The sequence below is a fragment of the Halodurantibacterium daqingense genome, from assembly GCF_042666235.1.
Taxonomy (GTDB): Bacteria; Pseudomonadota; Alphaproteobacteria; order Rhodobacterales; family Rhodobacteraceae; genus Halodurantibacterium; species Halodurantibacterium daqingensis.
This window is the reverse complement of the sequence record NZ_JBHTFQ010000008.1, coordinates 118,602-139,126: the sequence shown is the minus strand read 5'-3', so window position 1 is coordinate 139,126 and position 20,525 is coordinate 118,602. Positions and strand designations below refer to the sequence as shown.

The 20,525-nt window shown below is 63.4% G+C and carries 15 protein-coding genes and 2 pseudogenes; 2 read left to right on the top strand and 15 right to left on the bottom strand.

The genetic code is table 11. The annotated features are described in order from the left end of the window. Positions 1 to 7: 7 nt before the first annotated feature. The 5 genes from ACFQXB_RS15095 to ACFQXB_RS15075 form a co-directional block, all read right to left on the bottom strand. Entirely contained in the window at positions 8 to 1,024 is a 1,017-nt protein-coding gene (locus ACFQXB_RS15095; RefSeq protein WP_377405509.1) for an SDR family oxidoreductase, read from the bottom strand. A 734-nt stretch (positions 1,025 to 1,758) separates the two neighbouring features. Then, a complete protein-coding gene (locus tag ACFQXB_RS15090) occupies positions 1,759 to 1,965 on the bottom strand; it encodes a hypothetical protein (protein WP_377405507.1) in 207 nt (68 codons plus the stop codon). 99 nt (positions 1,966 to 2,064) lie between these two features. Beyond that, positions 2,065 to 4,647: a magnesium-translocating P-type ATPase gene (gene mgtA / locus ACFQXB_RS15085; RefSeq protein ID WP_377405505.1), complete on the bottom strand. Its 2,583-nt coding sequence runs from the start codon at positions 4,645 to 4,647 to the stop codon at positions 2,065 to 2,067. A gap of 47 nt (positions 4,648 to 4,694) precedes the next feature. Then, positions 4,695 to 5,396 carry a VIT1/CCC1 transporter family protein gene (locus tag ACFQXB_RS15080; RefSeq protein WP_377405503.1) on the bottom strand — a complete coding sequence of 234 codons (702 nt, stop codon included), beginning with the start codon at positions 5,394 to 5,396 and terminating at the stop codon, positions 4,695 to 4,697. A 167-nt stretch (positions 5,397 to 5,563) separates the two neighbouring features. After that, positions 5,564 to 6,376, bottom strand: coding sequence for an NAD(P)-binding domain-containing protein (locus tag ACFQXB_RS15075; protein ID WP_377405501.1), 813 nt, complete (start codon positions 6,374 to 6,376; stop codon positions 5,564 to 5,566). Between the two features lie 1,197 nt (positions 6,377 to 7,573). On the opposite strand from ACFQXB_RS15075, the gene ACFQXB_RS15070 reads away from it, so the two are divergent. Continuing rightward, positions 7,574 to 7,855: a hypothetical protein gene (locus ACFQXB_RS15070; protein WP_377405712.1), complete on the top strand. Its 282-nt coding sequence runs from the start codon at positions 7,574 to 7,576 to the stop codon at positions 7,853 to 7,855. On the opposite strand, the pseudogene ACFQXB_RS15065 reads toward ACFQXB_RS15070, so the two are convergent. The 10 genes and pseudogenes from ACFQXB_RS15065 to ACFQXB_RS15020 form a co-directional block, all read right to left on the bottom strand. Further along, positions 7,793 to 8,640 (bottom strand): annotated as a pseudogene (locus ACFQXB_RS15065) (ISKra4 family transposase); the annotation flags it as partial. The gene ACFQXB_RS15070 and the pseudogene ACFQXB_RS15065 sit on opposite strands and share 63 nt — an antisense overlap. A gap of 425 nt (positions 8,641 to 9,065) precedes the next feature. Further along, entirely contained in the window at positions 9,066 to 10,625 is a 1,560-nt protein-coding gene (locus ACFQXB_RS15060; RefSeq protein WP_377405499.1) for a flotillin family protein, read from the bottom strand. A gap of 13 nt (positions 10,626 to 10,638) precedes the next feature. Beyond that, the gene (locus tag ACFQXB_RS15055; RefSeq protein WP_377405497.1) at positions 10,639 to 11,445 is read right to left on the bottom strand and encodes a coniferyl-alcohol dehydrogenase; all 807 of its coding nucleotides are present in this window, start codon (positions 11,443 to 11,445) and stop codon (positions 10,639 to 10,641) included. Next, positions 11,445 to 12,917 (bottom strand): aldehyde dehydrogenase family protein, encoded by a 1,473-nt coding sequence (locus ACFQXB_RS15050; protein WP_377405495.1) that lies wholly within the window; start codon positions 12,915 to 12,917, stop codon positions 11,445 to 11,447. The genes ACFQXB_RS15055 and ACFQXB_RS15050 overlap by 1 nt, the downstream gene beginning before the upstream one ends. Positions 12,918 to 12,927: 10 nt before the next feature. Then, positions 12,928 to 14,046: pseudogene (locus ACFQXB_RS15045) on the bottom strand (ATP-binding cassette domain-containing protein); the annotation flags it as partial. A 67-nt stretch (positions 14,047 to 14,113) separates the two neighbouring features. Then, positions 14,114 to 14,845: an ABC transporter ATP-binding protein gene (locus ACFQXB_RS15040; RefSeq protein ID WP_377405491.1), complete on the bottom strand. Its 732-nt coding sequence runs from the start codon at positions 14,843 to 14,845 to the stop codon at positions 14,114 to 14,116. After that, positions 14,842 to 15,780 (bottom strand): branched-chain amino acid ABC transporter permease, encoded by a 939-nt coding sequence (locus ACFQXB_RS15035; RefSeq protein WP_377405489.1) that lies wholly within the window; start codon positions 15,778 to 15,780, stop codon positions 14,842 to 14,844. The genes ACFQXB_RS15040 and ACFQXB_RS15035 overlap by 4 nt, the downstream gene beginning before the upstream one ends. Further along, positions 15,777 to 16,643 (bottom strand): branched-chain amino acid ABC transporter permease, encoded by an 867-nt coding sequence (locus tag ACFQXB_RS15030; RefSeq protein ID WP_377405487.1) that lies wholly within the window; start codon positions 16,641 to 16,643, stop codon positions 15,777 to 15,779. The genes ACFQXB_RS15035 and ACFQXB_RS15030 overlap by 4 nt, the downstream gene beginning before the upstream one ends. A 72-nt stretch (positions 16,644 to 16,715) precedes the next feature. Continuing rightward, entirely contained in the window at positions 16,716 to 17,915 is a 1,200-nt protein-coding gene (locus ACFQXB_RS15025; protein WP_377405485.1) for an amino acid ABC transporter substrate-binding protein, read from the bottom strand. Positions 17,916 to 17,979: 64 nt separating this feature from the next. Further along, positions 17,980 to 19,551, bottom strand: a complete 1,572-nt coding sequence (locus ACFQXB_RS15020; protein ID WP_377405483.1) for an aldehyde dehydrogenase family protein — start codon at positions 19,549 to 19,551, stop codon at positions 17,980 to 17,982. On the opposite strand from ACFQXB_RS15020, the gene ACFQXB_RS15015 reads away from it, so the two are divergent. Further along, positions 19,532 to 20,476, top strand: coding sequence for an AraC family transcriptional regulator (locus ACFQXB_RS15015; RefSeq protein ID WP_377405481.1), 945 nt, complete (start codon positions 19,532 to 19,534; stop codon positions 20,474 to 20,476). The two genes, ACFQXB_RS15020 and ACFQXB_RS15015, sit on opposite strands and share 20 nt — an antisense overlap. Positions 20,477 to 20,525: the final 49 nt, after the last annotated feature.

The window sequence follows — 20,525 nt, the reverse complement described above, 5'->3', positions numbered from 1 at the left end:
GCCCTCCTCAGTTCCGCCTGTCGTGCCACAGCCGGCCGATGGCCGCGCCGGCAAGCCCCGCCGCCAGAAGGCCGCCCGCCGCCGCACCCAGAAGCGCAACCGAAGCCGGCACCAGAACCGCCGATTGCCGCGCCTCGTCACCGAAGGCGCCTGCGGTCCGGTGCAGCCCCGTCACAGGGGTGTTCAGGTTGTCGGGCCGGTCGTCCTGCACGCCGGCGGCGCGCTTCTGGCCGCCGACGGCGCCGCGGACCAGGGCCCAGTCCGCCAGCGCCGGGGACAGCAGGCTGCCGAGGATCGTCTTCACGGTGCTGGCGCCCAGCCAGTATTCCCGCCGGGGAATGCGCGCCGCGCGCAGGATGGCGCGCCCGGCGACCTCGGGCGCAAGGACGGGTGCCACCGGGCGGGGCTTCCGGCCGGTCTTGCTGCGGGCCCAGTCGAACTGGGGGGTGTTGATCGCGGGCAGTTGCACCATCGTCACCCGGATGCCGCTACCCTCGTGCATCAGTTCGGTCCGCAGGGTTTCCGTGAAGCCCTGGATGGCGTGTTTCGCCGCGCAATAGGGGGCCTGCAGCGGAATGCCGCGCCAGGCGAGGGCCGAACCGACCTGGACGATCGTGCCGCGATCGCGCGGCCCCATCACCGCCAGCGCGGCCAGCGTGCCGTGGACATAGCCAAGATAGGTCACCTCGGTCACACGCCGGATCTCTTCCGGTGTCAGATCGCGGATCTTGCCGAAGATCGTGGTCATGGCGTTGTTGACCCAGACCTCGATGGGGCCCAGACGCTGCTCTGCATCTTGCGCGGCGGCGGCGACCGCCTCTGCATCGGCGACATCGACGGGAAAGATCCGGCTGCGCACGCCCATGGCCTTGACCTCGTCCCGCAGCGCCTCGAGCGCGGCCTGATCGCGGCCGATCAGCCCCAGCCGCGCGCCTTCCCGCGCGAAGGCAAGCGCCGTTGCCCTGCCCACGCCTGCCGTGGCGCCCGTGATCATGACTACCTTGCCGCGAAACCCGTCTTCCATGCTTTCCTCCGCTTCAGTCATTGAACGAACACGGCAGGCGCGATTTTGTTCTGTCCCGTCGTGAAGACGATCCCGCCTCGTGGGTTGCAGGACGGCGCGCCAGCGGGCATGGCGCTTGGCCCCGGCGTGCCCGGGTGTCTTCCGAAGCAGTCGAAAATCAGGATCGGCCAGCGTCCGTCAGGCGGCAGGGCGCATGACCGGGCGCGGCTCGGAGTGACGCCGGGAGCAGGGCGGACAGGTTTCCAGAAAACGCAATTCCACGGGTTCAGCATCCTTTCCGGTCGCGCGCGCCAGGGGCGGGCAACTCTGCCGCCCTTCGCCGGACCGGCACGTGGTTGTCTTCCGGCATTGCCTCGGTTCCATCCAGGCCTCCGCGCTGGCGCAAGACGGCCGCCACCCGCCGCCGGTCGATCGGCTGCTTGCACAGGTTGGCGGGCCGGACGTGCCCCATCGACTTCACCCGCGACGTCGAGACGGCCAAAGCGGATGCTTCCAGGAACTGAGTGAATGCGCACCGGCCCCTTCTGAGTGCGCCGTTGACATTCGCAGGAGCATTTCCGGGGGGAGGTGCCGGCCGCGACGCCTGAGGCACGCGATCTTGCGAGGGGCTGGCGGGAGAGGGGGGCGAGGCTGAAGTTGGCGATCGCGGTGCCGCCGTGGGGGCGCTGCTTTCGCTGCGGCTACCCGCCCCGGACTCGATCACTGTCACTTCCGGGAAGCCTCGCTTCGGCAGTTCAAGGCCGAGGAGTGCCGGTGAGAACGGCGATGACGCGCGCGCATGCGTTCGCCCCGTGACTGGGCAGGTCGTTGGCCGCGACGGGCTTGCCAATCCCGCCCGCTCCCTCGGCCGAATGGCGCAGCGCTTTGGCGAGCAGATTTTCGGGGTCTTGAATCAGTTCGGACGCTGCATCAACGCCGTAATTGCCCCGGCGGCACAGCATGAAGCAGCAATCCGGCCATCACATCGATCGGTCCGTGCGGTCCTTTCAACAAAGGATTGCCGGCAACAGCCTGCGAAGGGTCTTCTCGCAGGGGGGCGATCATGGCGCGCGCGCGCCTCCTTCACGTGATCCGCCGGCTGTCGGCCCGGTGCGATAGAACCAGGCCTTCGCTGCTTCGGTCGCCACGATATAGCCGACCAGGATCGCACCTATTGCCGCAAGCGTGCCGACCGGGAGCGGCACGAACCCGAAAGCCGCACTGAGCGGGCCGAGCCAAGGGATGGCGAGGGTCAGCCCGAGCACCAGCACAGTGGACCATTGAAGGATCGCCCCCGGACGGCTGCGGAAGGCCGAGCTGCGCGTGCGCAGCACCAGCACGACGGCAAGCTCGGTCATCAGCGAGATCATGAACCACGAGGTCTGGAACAGAGCCTCGCCTGCGTGCAGCACCCAGAGCAGCAGGCCGAAGGTGAGAAGATCAAAGGCGGAACTGAGCAGCCCGAAGACAAACATGAACCGCTTGACTTCGTGCAGGTTCCATCGCTGCGGCCTAGCCAGCCGTTCCGGATCGACCCGATCCGAAGCGATGGCGAGCGAGGGCAGATCGGACAGGAAGTTGTTCAGCAGGATCTGCTTGGGCAGCAGCGGCAGGAACGGCAGGAATGGCGTCACGATCGCCATGCTGACCATGTTGCCGAAATTGGCGGATGTGGTGATCGAGATGTATTTCAGCGTATTGGCGAAGGTGCGACGCCCGCCCTCTACACCCGCACGCAGCACCTGAAGGTCGCGGCGCGTCAGCACGATGTCCGCGCTTTCGCGCGCCACATCCACCGCTTCGGCCACCGAGATGCCGACATCGGCGGCATGCAGGGCGGGCGCGTCGTTGATCCCGTCGCCCAGATAGCCCACGGCCTCGCCGGTGCGTTGCAGGGCGCGGACAATGCGTTCCTTCTGCTGGGGGTCGATCTCGACGAAGAGGTCGGTGCGCGGCGCGCGGTGCCAGAGCGCTTCGTCGCGCATCGCGGCGATCTCCTCGCCGGTGAGCATATCTTGCGGGTCAAGGCCCACTGCGCGGGCGACATGGGCGGTGACGTGGCGATTGTCGCCGCTGATGACCTTGATTGCGATGCCAAGGCCCCGGAGCGCCGCGATCGTCTCCCCGGCGTCTGCCTTCGGCGGGTCACGGAACACGAGGAAGCCACGGAATGTCATGGCCGCCTCGTCGGCGCGGTCGTAATCCGTCTGCGGCTGGAAACGGCGCGTGGCCAGCGCCAGAACCCGCAACCCCTCGGAGGAACGCGCCTGGAAAATTGCGTCCAGCGCGGCGCGGTGCGCATCGTTCAGCGTCACCGCGCCGGTGCTGGTTTCGAGGGATGTGCAGATGCCCAGCACCTCGGCAAAGGCCCCCTTGGTCAGCATCAGGTGGCCGTCTGACGCATCCCCGGCCAAAACGATGGTGAGGCGGCGGCGCTCGAAATCGTACGGGATCTCGTCGATCTTGGCGAAGCCTGCGGCTGTAAAGCCGGCAGCCGCGCCTGCCGTCAGCAGGGCTGCATCGAGCGGGTTCTCGATCCCGGTCTCGAAGCTGGCGTTTAGCCAGGCAAGCCGCGCCACCTCGTCGGAGGGGGTGCCCGCAGGGTCGAGCGCTGCATGCAGAGCCATCCGGCCTTCGGTCAGCGTGCCGGTCTTGTCGGTGCAGAGCACGCTCATCGAGCCGAGGTTCTCGATCGCCTCGAGCCTGCGGACGATCACGCCTTCGGCAGCCATGCGCCGGGCCCCGGCCGAAAGCGTGACGCTGACGATGGCCGGCAGCAGTTCGGGCGAGAGCCCCACCGCCAGCGCGGCGGCGAACATCAGCGAGTCGATCACCGGCCGGTCGAGCATCAGGTTGACGCTGAGCACCAACAGCACCACCAGCACCATCACCCGGATCAGCAGATAGCCGAAGTGGCGGACGCCACGGGCGAATTCCGTCTCGTGCTCGCGTGTTGCGATCCGGGCGGCAATGGCGCCAAAGGCGGTCTGTCGGCCGGTCGCGGTCACCAGCACCTGCGCCGTGCCGCTGCGGACAGAGGCGCCAAGCCAGACCATGTTGGTGCGTTCCCCAACCGGGGCATCCGGGCGAACCGCGCCGGGCGTCTTTTCGACCGGAAAGGATTCGCCCGTGATACTGGCTTCGCTGACCAGGAAGTCCTGCGCCAGGATCACCCGTCCGTCGGCGGGAACAAGGTTTCCGGCCGACAGGAGGATCACATCGCCCGGCACGACCTCGCGCACAGGCACCACCCGTTCGATGCCGTCGCGCAGAACCCGGGCGGTCAGCGCAAGGCGCGCCTTCAGCGCTTCGACCGCCGCCGAGGCACGGTGTTCCTGCCAGAAGCCCAGGGCTGCGCTGCCGAGCACGATGGTCAGCACGATTCCTGCATCCAGCCATTGCCGCAGCACCAGCGAGATGGTTGCGGCGACAAGCAGGATCAATACGATCGGGTTTTCGAACTGACGCGCCAGAAGCCACAGCCTGCCCGCGCGCGCCGCCTGGTTCACGCTGTTTGGGCCGATCTCGACCAGTCGTCCTGCAGCCACCTCGGATGCCAGGCCCTCGGGCCCCGAGCCGAGTTGCGATATCAGCGCATCCGCATCCTGGCTCCAGACGGCAGCATCCACGACGTCCCGGACCATCGCGCTTCCTCAGATCGCGTCGGGGCGGCGCATGAGGTGGGTCCCCGTCACGCGACCACCCCGAACAACGCACCGATTCCGGCGGTCAATGCCATGGCCAGCGCGCCCCAGAAGGTCACGCGCAGCGTCGCCCTGGCCAGGTTCGCGCCACCCGCACGGGCACCGACCGCGCCGAGAAGCGCGAGAAACAGCAGCGACGCCATCGAGACGCCGACCACCAGAATCGCCGTGGGCAGCAGCAGCACCATCAGGAGCGGCAGCGCCGCGCCCACCGCAAAGGTCGCAGCCGATGTCAGCGCCGCCTGGATGGGGCGCGCCGTCGTGACTTCGGAGATACCCAATTCGTCGCGTGCATGGGCCCCCAGCGCATCCTTGGCCATCAACTGATCGGCCACCTGATACGCCAGCTCGGGCGACACGCCCCGGTCGATGTAGATGTGCGCCAGTTCCTCGCGCTCGGCCTCGGGCTGGGTGGCCAGCTCTGCACGCTCACGCGCAAGGTCGGCCTGCTCGGTGTCTGATTGCGAACTGACCGAGACATATTCTCCGGCGGCCATCGACATTGCCCCGGCCACAAGCCCCGCCAGCCCCGCAATCATCACCTCGGGCCGCCCCGATCCCGCCGCTGCGACGCCAACGATCAGGCTGGCCGTCGAGACGATTCCGTCATTGGCGCCAAGGACCGCCGCCCGAAGCCAGCCTATGCGCGAAACGAGATGGGATTCTGGGTGGGCATGAAGTCGCGGCATCGCATTTTCCCGAACGATCTGGCCTTTACCTTAGCGCTGATCCGTGAGTCCAAACAGGCCCAAAACTGAAACGACAGGCAATACGAGGCCCGGAAAGGTGACACCGTTCTGCGAATGGCGATGATCCATCGCTCATCCCGCCAGTTCCCGGCGCCGGGCTGTTCCTGTCATGCGTGTTTCGGCCCGCGCCCTCGAATGTGATCCCCTGCGGATCGCCCCGCAGGGCGCGCAGAGCGTTCAGGATGAGGGCCAGGTCGATGACCTCCTGGATCAGCGCCCCCGGAACAGGCGTCACGTATCGGAGGCGACCACACTCTTGCGAGAACGGACAGGCCATGCCCGCGATCACGCTTTCCATCGCGATCCGGCGCGACCGGCAAGCAATCCCGATGCCCGCGCGATGCGATACGCGCGGTCCACCAGCGGCACGCCATCGGCGGCCGCGGCGCTGGCCGCCGCCCCACCATCCTCAGCGGGCCGGACTCCTGTTCCGTCAGGCCAGCAGCACCTTCTGGGCCGGCGCGAATTCTGTCCAGGCCAAGACCGCGGGTCATTCGGTCTGTGACCTTGGCCCGCTTGCCCGTGGCCAGCACCCTGCCACCGCAGGCGCGGGCGATGATCTCACCGTCAGAGGTCCGGACCCGGAAGCCGTCGCTGGTCTTTTCCAGCGATGTTGCCTCGACACCGCAGCGGACAGGAGCGTCGATCTGCGCGGCCACTGCCACGAAATACTCCACGACCCGGTCGCGGGGGGCAAAGGCATCGGGGTCCATTCCGTCAAATTCCATGCTCGGGAACCGGTCATGCCAGACCGGACCGTTCGCCACGAGTGAGTCCCATCGCGCAGTTCGCCAGCTTTCAGCGATGCGGTTCCTTTCCAGGATCAGATGGGGCACCCCGCGCCGGTTCAGATGCTCGCTTGTCGCCAGTCCGGCCTGGCCGCAGCCGATGATGAGCGTGTCCACGTGTTCAACTGACATTTCCGGATCCCTATGGAAGATGGGTCTGCGGCCGCGACGGCCAAGCTCTTTTCTCAAGGGATAACGAGGCAGGGGGCGCATCAATATTACAGTTTCTCTCACCTCTGCTTAGCTGTGGCTGAACCCAGCCCCGAGGGCCCCGGGTCTTTGTCACCCTCGCGCGGATCTGGGAACCAGATGCGGTCGCGCGAAAGCTGAGCCTCGAGCCGGGGCATCATGCTATCTGCCGTGGCATCCCGGTCTCGGCCCCATGTGGTCTGGAGCACCCGCATGCCACCGGTCCTCGCGCGGACACGCCGGAGACCGTGACGGGGGCGTCGGAGCAAGCCGATACTCGTATGGCTTCAATGATCCCATCAATAACTCCGGCCCGAGCGGAAATCAGGTGTCGGAGCAGCGATATCAAACGGGGCCAATACAACCAGCCTCCAAGGGTTCGACAGCCTATAGCCCCGATGCCGGCATCTTCACAGGCCAAAACGATAAAACAATACCTATTACGGTAGTAAATCGATCCCCTAACAGTATCGCTGACGCATCTCTGTGCAAAGAGGTGATTGCCCAGCTCGTTGCGAACGGCGTCGTTCCCAAAGACCCTACAGATGCTGATCTGGAAAATGTACAAGTTGACATGAGCATGGCGCCAGATGGCGGAAACATGAAGGCTCCGGACGCGCCCTCATCCGAAAGTAACAGCGAATCTGGGCAGGAGGTGAATAGTTATGACACAGCGAGACAATCTATCATTCGACCTTATAAGGGAAAACGGATGGAGATCGTCCTCCGATTTTTATCCCTTGTCTTCGGAGGCGGCACTCTACACAGAAGGTAAAATATACTTCCGGCACAATGATCATGTAAACTGCCTGACAATTTTCATGCTGGAGTTTTACATCGAGATCAAGACGGTCTTGTTTAATAACTTCGGCAGCACCGCCTTCGATGAGAAATTTTACCTTCCATACTCTGCACATAGAATACATTTCTACAGGAGGGACGGTGTCGTGTGCTTGGAGGACTCTGATAACATCATAATGAAGCGTGGCTATCGATTATTCATCGAAGACTTTGCAAGATTCCAGTGCTCCCTGAAAATAAACATGGAATCTCACTTTCCTCTAATGGCTAGATCCTCGGAGTTCAAGGTTATGTTCTAGCGTGGTCCGGGCGGGTCGCGATGGCTGGACCACACTGGCCTTGGTCATCGACTGCCACACCCGCGCGCTTCCGGGCTGGCACCTGTCGCGCTCCGGCAAGGCCACGACGGTCGCCAGCGCGCTGGAGCACGCGTTGGTCAACCGGGTAGGCGCGCTCGGACGTGTTTCCCGGGAGTTTCTTCCGAGACCCGGCAACAGCTTGGTCTTTACCAGTCGCAAATACACGGCGCTGCTGCGCAGCTATGGGCTGAAACAGGAGTACATCACGCCGCACTGCCCGCAAACGCCTGACCAGATTCGGCAGCGCAGGTTCACCGTCTGAATTCACGGTCACTTTGCTTTGACCGTCCCAGCCCTGCGCGATCAGGTCATGTCGGAGCTGCTTCGCAGGAGAAGGGGCGGCTTGTTGCCGAGGCCAAACCGCCGGCTTCTATTGGGGCTTTTAATCTTGCCGACCACGACATCCAGGCGGCGTTTCCGGTATTCAGACCAGGATCGTATGTGCGCACCATCCAGGAAAACGGTCAGATGGGGACCGCAAGATGGTATTCGCATCGCGTGGGGTTGCGTCTTCGTGGCCTAGCTTGTCGGCGATGCGACCCAGGCGATTTCGAACGGTCGTGTTCAGCTGAGCCGAACAGGGAAGGAACATCTCGATCCGTCGAGCGGCTTCCCGAAACGAGTGTCTTGGCGCCAATTCAGCTGCAGATGCGGAAAGCTCGGGAGCCGCACGGCCAGAAAACAACCCGGCAAGTGGTGATTGCGGCCCAGATTTCGCGATCCCAGCCGGTTGGCACGTGCAGCGTCGAAGCCTTGGCCACGTCACGTGAACTCGCCCGAAAAGAGTGTCGAGAACACGGCCTCGATCATCATGGATCACGCGGTGTTTGCCACAGCCATCAGATTTCCGGCGAGCCTCCATTGCTTCACCGACCTGAGCTTGCACAATCGCTTCCTGCAATCGCCTCAACAAGGTTTTTGCGTCGTCGAGGGAAAGGGCCAAATTCTCGGAACGAAACTCGTCCGGCGCACGCGAAATCGACCAATATTGCGCCTCTTGGTTTCTCCATCGTCAAAGGTCGTCTCGACAAAAATGCGTACATCCATGGTGGATCGCGCCTTGTTCCGAAACCTTGCTCTACCACGTCGACCCCGTCTCGGATTTGACGGTAACGCGACAGCAATCACGGCCCGGGTGGTTATCGATCCGGTCGCTGAGCCGCATTTCTCGCGCATCGCGCTTCCCTTCAGGCGCGTCGACTTCGCGCTCGACCCGGCCAAGCCCGCCCATGCCTTTGTTCTGACCGAGGATGGCAGCCTCACCGCATCAACATGCTGTCCATCCCCAACCTGTATCCGCGCCAACGGCCGCCAGGCTGACACGTGGTGCGCCGGAGTGCCAATGAACCGATCGCGCTGAACGCCGGAAGGTGGGGCGCAGCAAATGCTTACGGCGAGTCGGGTATATGATCTCCAAACAAAGCGCCCCGCCGGTTGCTCCGGCGGGGCTTTGGCGGATCATGCCACAAGGATCAGTCGCGCGGCTTGGGTTTGCCGCTGACCTGCGCCAGATTTGCGCTGATCTGGTCGCCCAGTTTTTGCAGGCTTGGCAGTTGCACTGCCATATCCATGATCGCATCCACCGTGGCGTTGACGGGTGAGACGAGGCGTTCGGACCCGTCGCCGCGCGTGCCGCCGACCCCGCTCAGATGGTTGATGCTGATGCCGGTGATCTTTTCGGCAGGGCGCACCATCTCGGCCAGAATGCGCGGCATCGCTTCCAGCCGCGCTTTCTCCAGCTCCATCGCGATGATCGCTTCGGAGCGGGCATTCTCGGCGTCGATACGCGCACGCGCGGCCTCGACCCGTGCCAGTTCCACCGCCTTTGTCGCCTCAGCCTCGGCACGGCGGGCATCGGCCTTGTCGGCGGCTGTCGACTTGTCCGATGCGGCGGCAATCTCTGCGCGTTTCGCGGCAGCTTCGGCCTGTTCCTGTGCCGTGATCAGCGCCAATGCGCGGCGGCGTTCGGCCTCGGCCATGGCGCGGGCGCTAAGCACGGCTTCGGCAGCGGTGACCGCTTGGACGCGGGCGGCATCAGCCTGCGCCTGTGCGCGGCTTTCTTCCTGACTTTTGACAGAGATCTGGATTTGCCGGTCACTCTCGGCATCCTGCAGCGCGCGGCTTTGCGCGATCTCGGCCACACGGATTGCCTGTTCGCGGGCGATATCGGCAGCTTGAATATCCTGCTCCATGCGGATGCGGGCCTGCGCGGCGGTGCGTTCGCTGTCAGCCTTGCGCTGCGCGACTTCCGCCAGCTGCGCGGCCAGAAGGGTCTCGATCTCTTGGCCTTGCGCGATTTCGGCGCGCCGTTCCTCCAGATCAATCTCCAGCTTGCGCTTCGCGGCCTCCATCGCGGCGCGGCGCACCGAGACGTCGCTATCGCTCTGGATCTCGGCGCGCTCTTTCTTGGATTTGGCAATCACCTCGGCCAGTTTACGCATACCGACCGCGTTGAAGGCGTTGTTCTCGTCCAGCGCAGAAAATGGTGTCTGGTCCAATGCTGTCAGCGAGACGGAATCGAGCTGCAGGCCATAGTTCGCCATCGCCTCGGCCAAGGTCTCGCGAACTTCGCGCACGAACTGGGCGCGGTTCTCGTGCAACTCGTCCATCGTCAGACGGGCCGCGACCGAGCGCAAGGCGTCAATCATCATCCCGTCGATCAGCCCGCGCAACTGATCGGGCTGGAACAGGCGTTTGCCGAGCGTCTGCGCGGCGCGGGTGATCGCATCGGCTTTCGGCGTGACCGAGACATAGAAATCCGCCCCCACATCCACGCGCAGACGGTCTTTGGTGATCAGCGCTGCCTCACCCGCGCGGGACACGGTCATGCGGATTGTCTGCATGTTGACGCGCGTGATCTCGTGGAAATGAGGCAAGGCCAGTGTGCCACCATCGATGATGACGCGCCGCCCGCCGATCCCGGTTTTCACCAAGGCCACCTCGTTCGTGGCGCGCTCATAAAACCATGCGGCCAGCAGGATCAGCGCTGCGGCAATGATGATCAGAACTATGATCCAGCCCAAAGCAGACATATCAGCCTCTTCTTCAGATAAGCCCGTGCATTTCGCACAGGATGTTCGACGACATGCCCCCGTCGACTGGGATATTGGTGCCACGGATCCAGGTGGTCATGTCCGACAGCAGGAAAGCAACGACCGGCGCGATATCATTGGCCCGTCCGGGCCGGTCCATCACGCGCATGTCTTCCTCGGCGCGTGCGCCAAGTGTCTCGATGAAATCGCCAAGGATCGGCGTATCCACCGGGCCGGGACTGACGCTGTTCATGCGGATGCCGCGATCACGCCATGTCCAGCGGTTGGCTTGCGTCCATGCGATCAGCGCCTCCTTGGAAAAGAAATAGCTGCGCCCGCCTGCATTTGTGATGTCATGCTGCGCCATGAAGGCGGCCACATCATCAATATCGACGCTTTCGCTGGCGCGGATCGCAGGCACCGATTGCGGCCAGCCGAACCCAGCCAACGAGGCAAGGTTCACGATGGAGGCGCCATCATTCAGCTTGGGCATAAGGCCTAGGGTCAGACGTTTCAGCCCGAACAGATTGACCTTGAGCACCTTGTCAGCCGGGGCTGTGGGCGGCAGGCCCGCAATATTGGCAATTCCGTCAATGCCCTGCGGCAGAACATCCACCAAGGCATCAATCGCGCGACCGTCCGACAGATCGGCGCGATAGAACTCCTCGACATGGTCAAAGCGCTTGGTCACATCCACGCCCAGCACGCTTGCCCCCATTGCGGTGCAGAGCCGTGCCGTTTCAAATCCGATGCCGCTGGCCGATCCGGTCACAACGATCACCTTGCCCTTCAACAGGGGGCTGTTTTCCCAAGCGGCCATCAGAACACCTGCGGATAGGGGCGGTGGCCACGGTCAAGCGTGATCCAGCGCGTTTCGGTGAAGGTCTCCAGCGACCACTTGCCGCCATGCCGCCCAAGGCCCGATGCTTTCGATCCGCCAAAGGGCACGTGCGGTTCGTCATTGATGGACGAACAGTTGATATGGCACATCCCCGTTTCCAGTTGCCGCGCCATGCGCAGGGCGCGCTCTTCGTTGCGGGTAATGATGCCGGCGGACAGGCCGTATTCGGTGTCGTTGTTCATGGCGATCGCCTCGGCATCCGTCTTGAACGGCACCACAATGGCGACAGGGCCAAAGGTTTCATCGCGCCAGACATCCATGTCGGGAGTCACATGGGTCAGGATCGTGGGTTCCACATAGCGATCCCAGATGCGCCCCCCCAGAACGGCCTTGGCCCCCTTGGCCAAGGCATCCTCGATCTGGTGCCTGACCCGCGCGACCTGCCGTTCGTTGATCAGCGGGCCGATCACATTGGCCTTGTCCTTGGTGTCGCCTGTTTTCAGCTTGGACGCCCGCGCCACGAATTGCCGCAGGAAATCGGCATAGACGCTGTCCTGCACCAGCACCTTTTCCACGCTCATGCAGATCTGGCCCTGGTGCATGAAGCTGCCGAAACTGGCCGCACTTGTGGCGCGGTCCATATCGGCGTCTTCCAGCACGATCAGGCTGTCCTTGCCACCAAGTTCCACGCAGCATTTTTTCAGATGCGCGCCAGCCTTGGCAGCGATCTGGCGACCCACGGGGGTAGATCCCGTGAACGAAACGCCCTTGACCAGCGGGTTCTCGATCATCTCGTCGCCCATGTCCTGGACACGTTCGCGCGAACAGGTGATGACATTGAACACACCTTTGGGAAGGCCCGCTTCTTCTAGCACCTCGGCAAAGAACAACCCACCCGCATAGGGCGTGTCCTCGGAGGGTTTCAGCACGATGGTATTGCCGGCCGCCAACGGAAAGGCGAAGCCCCGCGCGGTCAGGATGCCGGGCATGTTCCACGGGCTGATGACGCTGATCACCCCCATCGGATAACGCACTGCGGTCGAGAATTTTCCATGCTCCGAGGGCAGCACCTCGCCGATACTGCCATAAAGCACACCGGCCGCGGCGCGGAACACTTCGGGGACATATCCCGCCTCGAACATGCCCTTGCCGAACCAGCCGCCCCCCTCTGCTTGGGCGGCCGCGACAAATTCCGCGCTGCGTTTTTCCCAGATCTCCGCGATTTTCAGCATGTAATGCGCGCGTTCCTGAAACATCAGGCTCGACCATGCCGGAAAGGCCGCTTGCGCCGCCTCGATCGCCATACGCGCTTCGGCGCGCCCGCCATCGGGGATGCGGGCGTAAAGCGATCCGTCGGACGGGTTGATATCGTCAAAGCTGCCTTGGCCAGCAACCCAGTTGCCGCCGATATACATGCCCTTGACGGTTCTCAGATTATGTGAATCCAACATCTTGTCTCTCCTATGAGCGGTCGAACGCGTCAGCACCGGGCCTGCGGCGCCAGACTTCGACACGGGGAGCGCGGTAGATTTCGATGGTCACGGGCGGGCCATCGGGGGTCTTTCGCGCGGGGGCAGGTTGCGGTTGTGTTTGCGATGCGGCGTGATCCTGCGGGCGGTGGCGTTCGATCACGCGGGGGCGGCGTGCGGATTGGGCGGCACGCTCGATATCCGCAAGCGTTGCGGCAAGGCGGTCTTTCTGCGCCGATAGGCTGGTGGCCGCGGGGGCGTTGCGTTTATCGCTGACCGCCTTCTGCTGGCGCTGGCTGGCCTGCGCCACCAGATCGGCAACAGACCGGCCCAACACCGCATCCGCCGACACGGTCTGCGAGGCGCGCGGCCTGACGGTAAAGCCTGCCTGCGGCGCAACTGGTGCATCCATGGCCGGGGCCTCTGGTGCGGCATCATATGTATGCGGGGCTGCCGCACCGCCAGCCGCACCCAGATAGGCCGCCTGCACCGCAGGATCGCTGATCAAGGCTTTGGCGCTGTCCTCATGCACGATATGGGCGTTTTCAAGAAGATAGCCACGGTCCGCAATCGCGAGGCTTTGCTTGGCATTCTGCTCTACCAGCAGGATGCCGATCCCGATGTCCCGCACCTTTCTCAGGTTCTGGAACAGTTCCTTGCACAGCAGCGGCGACAAGCCCAGTGACGGCTCGTCCAGCGCGAGGATTTGCGGGTTTGACATCATGGCGCGCCCGATGGCGACCATCTGCTGCTCGCCCCCGGACATCGTCCGCACGACCTGCCCCTGGCGCTCGATCAGCTTGGGAAACAGCTCATGCACGCGCGCCAGATTTGCGGCCTGATCATCGCGGGCACGGGCGGCATAGGCGCCCAGTGTCAGGTTCTCGCGCACCGTGAGATCACCGAACACGCCGCGCCCCTCCGGCACCAGGGCGATACCCTGATCAAGGATGCGGTTCGCGGGCAGGCCTGTCAGTTCCGCATTCTCCAGCAAGACGGAGCCTGTGACCTTGCCCTCGCAGATGCCGCTGACCGCCTTCAGCAAGGTCGACTTTCCGGCCCCGTTCGCGCCAAGGATCACCACGATCTCGCCGGGGCGGATGGTGATCGACACATCCTCCAACGCGCGGTGCTTGCCATAGCTGACAGACAGGTTGCGGACCTCAAGACCTCCGGTTCTAGACATCGTCATCCCCCAGGTAAGCGCGGATCACATCCGGATCTGAAAGCACCTGCTGCGGCGTGCCCTGGGCGATTTTCGTGCCCGAGGCCATGACCACGCAAGTATCGCAAAGCGACCGGATCGCATCCATGACATGTTCCACCAGGATGATCGTGCGCCCCTCGTCGCGCAGCGATTTGATCAGCGAAATCCCGATCTGCAATTCGCTGGGGTTCAGGCCCGCCAGCCATTCATCCAACAGCAATAGCTTGGGGTCGCCGGCCAGAACGCGGGCCAGCTCCACCCGTTTCGTGTCGATATAGGTCAGTTGCCCCACACGCAGATGGCCCTTGCCCTCCATCCCTACGCGGGTCAGCAGGGTTTCCGCACGGCTGCGCGCCTCGTGGCCCCAACGCCGCCTGTGGCCAAACACGGCCCCCGCGACCACGTTCTCCAGCACCGACATAGACGGCAGCAGGCGCACAAGCTGGAAGGTGCGCGCAATACCGCGCCGGTTGATTTGTTCGGCGGGCAAGGCGGTGATGGGCGACCCGCGCAGCGAAATCTCGCCCCCCGACACCTTGAGAGCGCCCGAAATCAGGTTGAGCGTGGTCGATTTTCCCGACCCGTTCGGCCCGATCAGGCCCATGACCTGATGTTCGGTCACGTCGAAATCCATCGCGTTCACGGCAACCAGACCGCCGAACCGCTTGGTGACACCGCGCAGGGAAAGAACTGTGCTGGTCATGCCACGCCCTCGGTCATTCTGGCGTGGGTCCGTTCGCGCAGATCATCCAGAAGCCCCACAAAACCGCGTGGCAGCGCGTAGACAATGACCAGGAAGGCCATCCCCAGCAGCAGCGTGGTCTGCTGCGGAAAGCTGGACGAAATCGATTCCCATAACAGGGTGAAAGGGATGACCCCGACCAACGGTCCCCACAAACGGCCCGCTCCCCCCAGCAGCGCCATGATGACAACCTGAAAGGACAGCATCGGCGCGAAGGCAAGGCTCGGTTCGATATAGACATAGCGCGGTGCAAGGATCGCGCCTGTCATCGCCGCAACCGACCCCGGCACCATGAACAACAGCACCTTGGACAGCGCCGAATTGATGCCGGAATGCACAGCTACGATTTCGTCATCCCCGATGATCCGGAGCGCAAAGCCAAGGCGCGAGCGTCCGATCAGCCAGCCGGCCAGAAATACCGCCGTCGCCAGAGACAGCAGCATCCAGTAGATGCCTGCCTCGGTGATATCGGTCAGCACATACAGCCCCTTCTGGCCTGACCGGTTCTGGAACCACGTGATCACCTGCCGCACAAGCTCGGCCAGACCAAGGGTGAAGATCACGAAATAAACCCCCGACAGACGCAGCGTCGCCAGACCGACAAGCGCCGCAAGCACAGCGCCAATCACCCCCGCTATCCCGATCAGCAACCAGAACGGCAGCGTTTCGAACCCCAGGCCCGTGACATAGGTTCCCACCCCGAAAAACGCCGCCGTAGCCAGCGAGATGTAATGCGTCGGCCCCGAAAACAGCGCCCAGCTTGTCGCAAGCACGGTGAACATCGCGATGGTCACCCCGATGGACAGCCAGTAGCCGGAGCCGGACAGCGGCAACAGCGCGCAAATGCCAAGGGCGGCAGCGGACAGAATGAGATTACGGATATCGGCGCCGGTCATGTTGGTTTCTTTCCGAACAGGCCTTGCGGGCGGAACAGCAGGATCAGGATGAACAGCAAATAGGCCGCAGCCAGCGTCAGACCGGGATCAAGCAGGGTTGCGACAAGCGTTTCAACAATCCCCAGAAGCAATGCCGCGATGATCGTGCCGCGCACGTCGCCCACACCGCCCATGATCACGATGATCAGCGCCTTCAGCGTAAAGATCACACCGGTCGAGGCATCCAGCGTCAGATAGGTCGACAGCAGCGCACCGCCAACAGCCGTCACCGCGCCGCCCAGACCAAAGGCCAAGGCCGCCAGATGGGCCACGTTGATCCCCACAAGGCGGGCGCTGTCGGGGGCCACGGCAATCGCGCGGATCGACAGGCCCGCACGGCTGTGGCTCAACCACAGATAAAGCGCGCCACAGATCACGACAGCGGCCAGAAACGATGCAACACGGTTCAACGCGAATGTATCGCCCGCAATCACGATAGGCCGTGCCAGATAGGAATAGTTGAAATAGTCGCCCCCGAAGACCGACAGCATCAGCCCCACCATCACAAAGGACAAGCCGAAGGTTGCAAGAATGCTGTCCGTCTCCAGCTGGCCGCGTGATTTGGCGCGTTTGACCAGCGGTTGCAGCATGATCCGGTAGATCAGCCAGTTCAGCACGAATGTCAGCGGGGCCAGAAGAAAGATCGTCAGAAAGGGGCTGATCTGACCGGCCGTATACATCCAGAAGGCCGCGAAACCGCCCGCCACCAGCATCTCGCCATTGGCAAGGTTCATGATGCGGGCCACCCCGTATTGCAGGTTCAGCCCCATCGCGATCAGTGCATAGGTGCCACCCAGCAAAAGCCCTGTGATCAGAATATCCATCCGCGTTCCGTTCCTGCGTCCTGCATCGCCCGGCGGGGTGCCCCGGTCTTGCCGGAGCCCCTGTTTCAAAGGCTACTGCCAACCATCCTTGAGGATCACAGGCACGGCCCCGTCGCGGTTGCGCGAGGCCACGCCCCTGAACACACCGTCCTGCCACTGGCCCACGGTCCAGAAGGCCTGATTGTTATTGTTCTCGTCAAAGCTGATCGGCCCCAGCACGGTATCGAATGTTCCCGTCCGCAGATGGTCGGCCACGGCCTTGCGGTCCAACCCGACCGCCTCGATCGCCTGCTCAAGGATCTCGAGCGAGGCATAGGTGGTCGCGGACGCCCAGAAATCCGGCTTTACGCCTGTCACGGCCTCATGTGCGGTGGCGTAGTCCTGAAACCTCGCATCGTCCACATTCACGCCACCCGGCCCCATCACGCCGTTGGCTGCCGTGCCGAAACGCGCACCGAAGGCCGGAAAGGGCGTGGCGACTGCGGTATAGAACGCCTGCACCTGCAGATCCTCGATGATCGCCTGTTCGGTCAGCGCGAATGTGTCCGGCGGATAGGACCATGCCACGAAAGCATCCGGTGCCGCCGCTTTCGCGCCTTTCATCACCGGCGACAGATCTTGCGTGCCCAGCGGATACGAGGTGTCATAGACAATATCAAAGCCCGCTTCGGTGAACCTGTCGCGCGCGACCCCTGCCAGTTCGATCCCGAAAGCATCGGCCACATTGACCATCGCGATCTTGTTGCCCAGTTGGCCCGCGTCGCGCATGTCGGTCAGTATCTTCACCGTATCCTCGGCCAGGGCCGATGTGGTGCCCAGCGTGAAGAACATGTCCGGAAACTGCTTGGACAAGGCGGGCTGCTGGTCGGTGATGGCCGACACGGCAATCAGCGGATAGCCGTAGCGCGCAAAAATCGGGGCCGCCGCCACCACAAGACCCGTCCCATAGGGCGAGACGATGAAATGCACCTGGTCCTGCGTGGCCAGACGCTGGATCGCCTTGATGGTCTCGCCCGGGTTGGTCTGGTCGTCATATTCGATGATCTCGACGGGCATCATCGTACCGCCCACATTGATCCCGCCACGCTCGTTCACCTGCGCGGCCCAAAGGGTCACGTTGGGCCATTGGCTGACAGCGGCACCGCCGGCCAGCGGGCCGGTCTTGGGCGCGGCGGCGCCGATCCTGATGGTCTCGGCGCTGACAGCGCCCGTGGCAAGGCTGGTCGTCAGCGCAAGGGCGGCTGCAAATTTCAGGGCAGTCCTGCGTTTCATGGTAATCCTCCTCCAAGGTGTGTCGGGTATGCGTCGGCTAATCGTGTCTCTTGCCGGCATCTGTTCATAAAGGATGGCGCTTGCCCTCGGGATGCAGGGCGATCCAGCGCAATTCGGTAAATTCGTCCAAGGCGGTCTGGCCCCCGAAACGGCCATAGCCGCTGGCTTTCATCCCGCCAAAAGGCATGGCCGCATCATCATAGACAGTAGATCCGTTGATGTGGCAGATCCCCGTTTCCAGTCTTGCGGCCAAGGCAAGCGCGCGGTCACGGTTCCGGCTGAAGATGGCCGAGGCAAGGCCGTATGCGGTGTCGTTCGCAATCGACAGCGCCTCCTCCTCGTCGCGCACCCGCAGGATGGACGCGACAGGGCCAAAGCTTTCCTCGTGATAAATCGCCATGTTGGAGGCCACGTGATCCACAACGGCGGGCTGCATCACGGCCCCCTCGACATGCCCGCCAACCAGCAGCTCCGCGCCTTTATCTTGCGCGTCACGGATCAATGCGGCCACCCTTTCGGCGGCTGCCGCATGGATCAATGTGCCCAATTGTGCTGTTTCGCGGCGTGGATCGGCGGCGCGCAGCTCTCGTGTGCGCGTCACCAGCCTTGCAACAAATTCATCCGCAATCCCGTCCAGAAGAATAATCCGCTCGGTCGACATGCAGATCTGGCCCTGATTGAAGAATGCCCCATGCGCTGCGGCCTCGACAGCGGCATCCAGATCGGCATCCTCCAACACGATCAATGCAGCCTTGCCGCTCAGTTCCAGCACGCAACGTTTGAGGTGCTGCGCCGCTGTCACAGCCACTTGCCGCCCGACACGGGTTGAGCCGGTAAAGTTCACCCGCCGCACAGCCGGATGCGCGATCAGGCGGTTGACCACCAGTTCCGACTGTTCGGGCAGGGCGGTCACGACATTGGCAACACCTGCCGGCAGACCGGACGCGTTCAGGATGTCGATCACCGCCCTGTGCGTGCGGGGGCAATGCTCGGACCCTTTCAGCACAACGGTATTGCCGCAGGCCAAAGGCGTCGCAATGGCCCGTACCGCCAGCGTCACCGGCGCGTTCCACGGCGCTATGCCCAGAACAACGCCCACAGCCTGCCGTCGCAGGATCGAGGCACATCCGCCATCAGTCGCCGCCACCTCACGATCCGCCAGCAAGGCAGGCAAGGTCGCGGCATGCCGCAGGATCCGCAAGGCGATGTCGATATTGAACTGGGTCCAGGCAGGGGCGGCCCCGACCTCTTGCGCAGCCAGATCAACCAGTTGCGGACGGTTCGCATCCAGCGCTTCGGCCATGCGCGACAAATGCGAAGCGCGCTCTGCGGCGGGACACGCGGACCAGTTCCAGAATGCAGCCGCTGCAGCATTCGCCGCCGCCTCTGCCGCATTCTGTCCGGCGTCCACCAGCCCAAAGGCTGCCGCGCCGGACGGTCTGTCAAAGACCCGTTCCGCGTCCAAAATCCGTTCCTCCCCAAGGGCATCCGACGCGCACAGCCCTCCCCGGCTGAATAGGGCGCGTCTGCCTCTTCTCCTATTGTCCTTAGGTGTAACAGCCACTGAATTTATAAAAATGTAGATTTTTGGGATAGAATTATGAATAACTGGTGAAATGAGCCCCGCACAGATCAAGGTCCCCGCAAGAACGCCGCAACCCCTGTCGAAAATGGGGCCCGAGCCTGTGCCTTTCCACGCCGAGGTGATCCAGTGCGGGCTACAGGACAGGGTGCTGGGCGGCTTGGTGGATCTGCATGTCCGCAGCTGGTGGGTGATCCTGCTGGACAGCGGGCAGGCGGTAATCACCCGCGAGAATGGATCGACCCCTGTCACTGGACCGGCCTTGTTGTGGCTGCCCTGGGACCGCAGCCAGCGGATACGCGCCAAGGCGGGCACAGTGGGTGGGCATCTGGTGATGGGCGAAACCGCGCTGGCCAATGCGATCGGGGTCAAGCCCGAGGCGGCAGACCTTCGCGTTCTGGCTTCCCGGGCCATCCATCTGCAATTTGAGGAACGCACCGCCCTGCACCGCGATTTCGCCGCCTGTTTCGATCTGATCCTGCGCGAAGCGGCAGGCAATGCGCCCGGCTCTGCCACCGTGATCGAGGCTCAGGTGCGCGTGATGCTGGTCATGCTCTGGCGTCATGCCGCACGGCCTGACGATCTACGACAAGCGAAGGCCAGCACCTCGCTTATCCTGCAGCAGTTCCGCCAGACATTGGAGACCCATTTCCGCGACCGCTGGACCGTCGCACGCTATGCCGATGCGCTGAACACGTCCACCGATCGCCTGCACGATATCTGTCAGCGCACCCTGGGCAAACCGCCGTTGCGGTTGATCCATGAAAGGTTGGGATATGAGGCGCAGGTATTGCTGGAACGCTCGTCCATGACACTGGACCAGATCGCCGAGTTTCTGGGCTTCCGCTCGGCCGCGCATTTCAGCAGCTTCTTCAAATCCCTGCGCGGCATCCCCCCCGGCGCGTGGCGCCGCCAGACCCGCAGCGCCGGAGACAAACAGGGCCCTCGCGTGCGGCAATCCTACGCTGACTGGCCGTAGGGGGGCGTCCGTCATGTGTTTTCCATGTCTTTGCGTGGCGGTTTGGGAT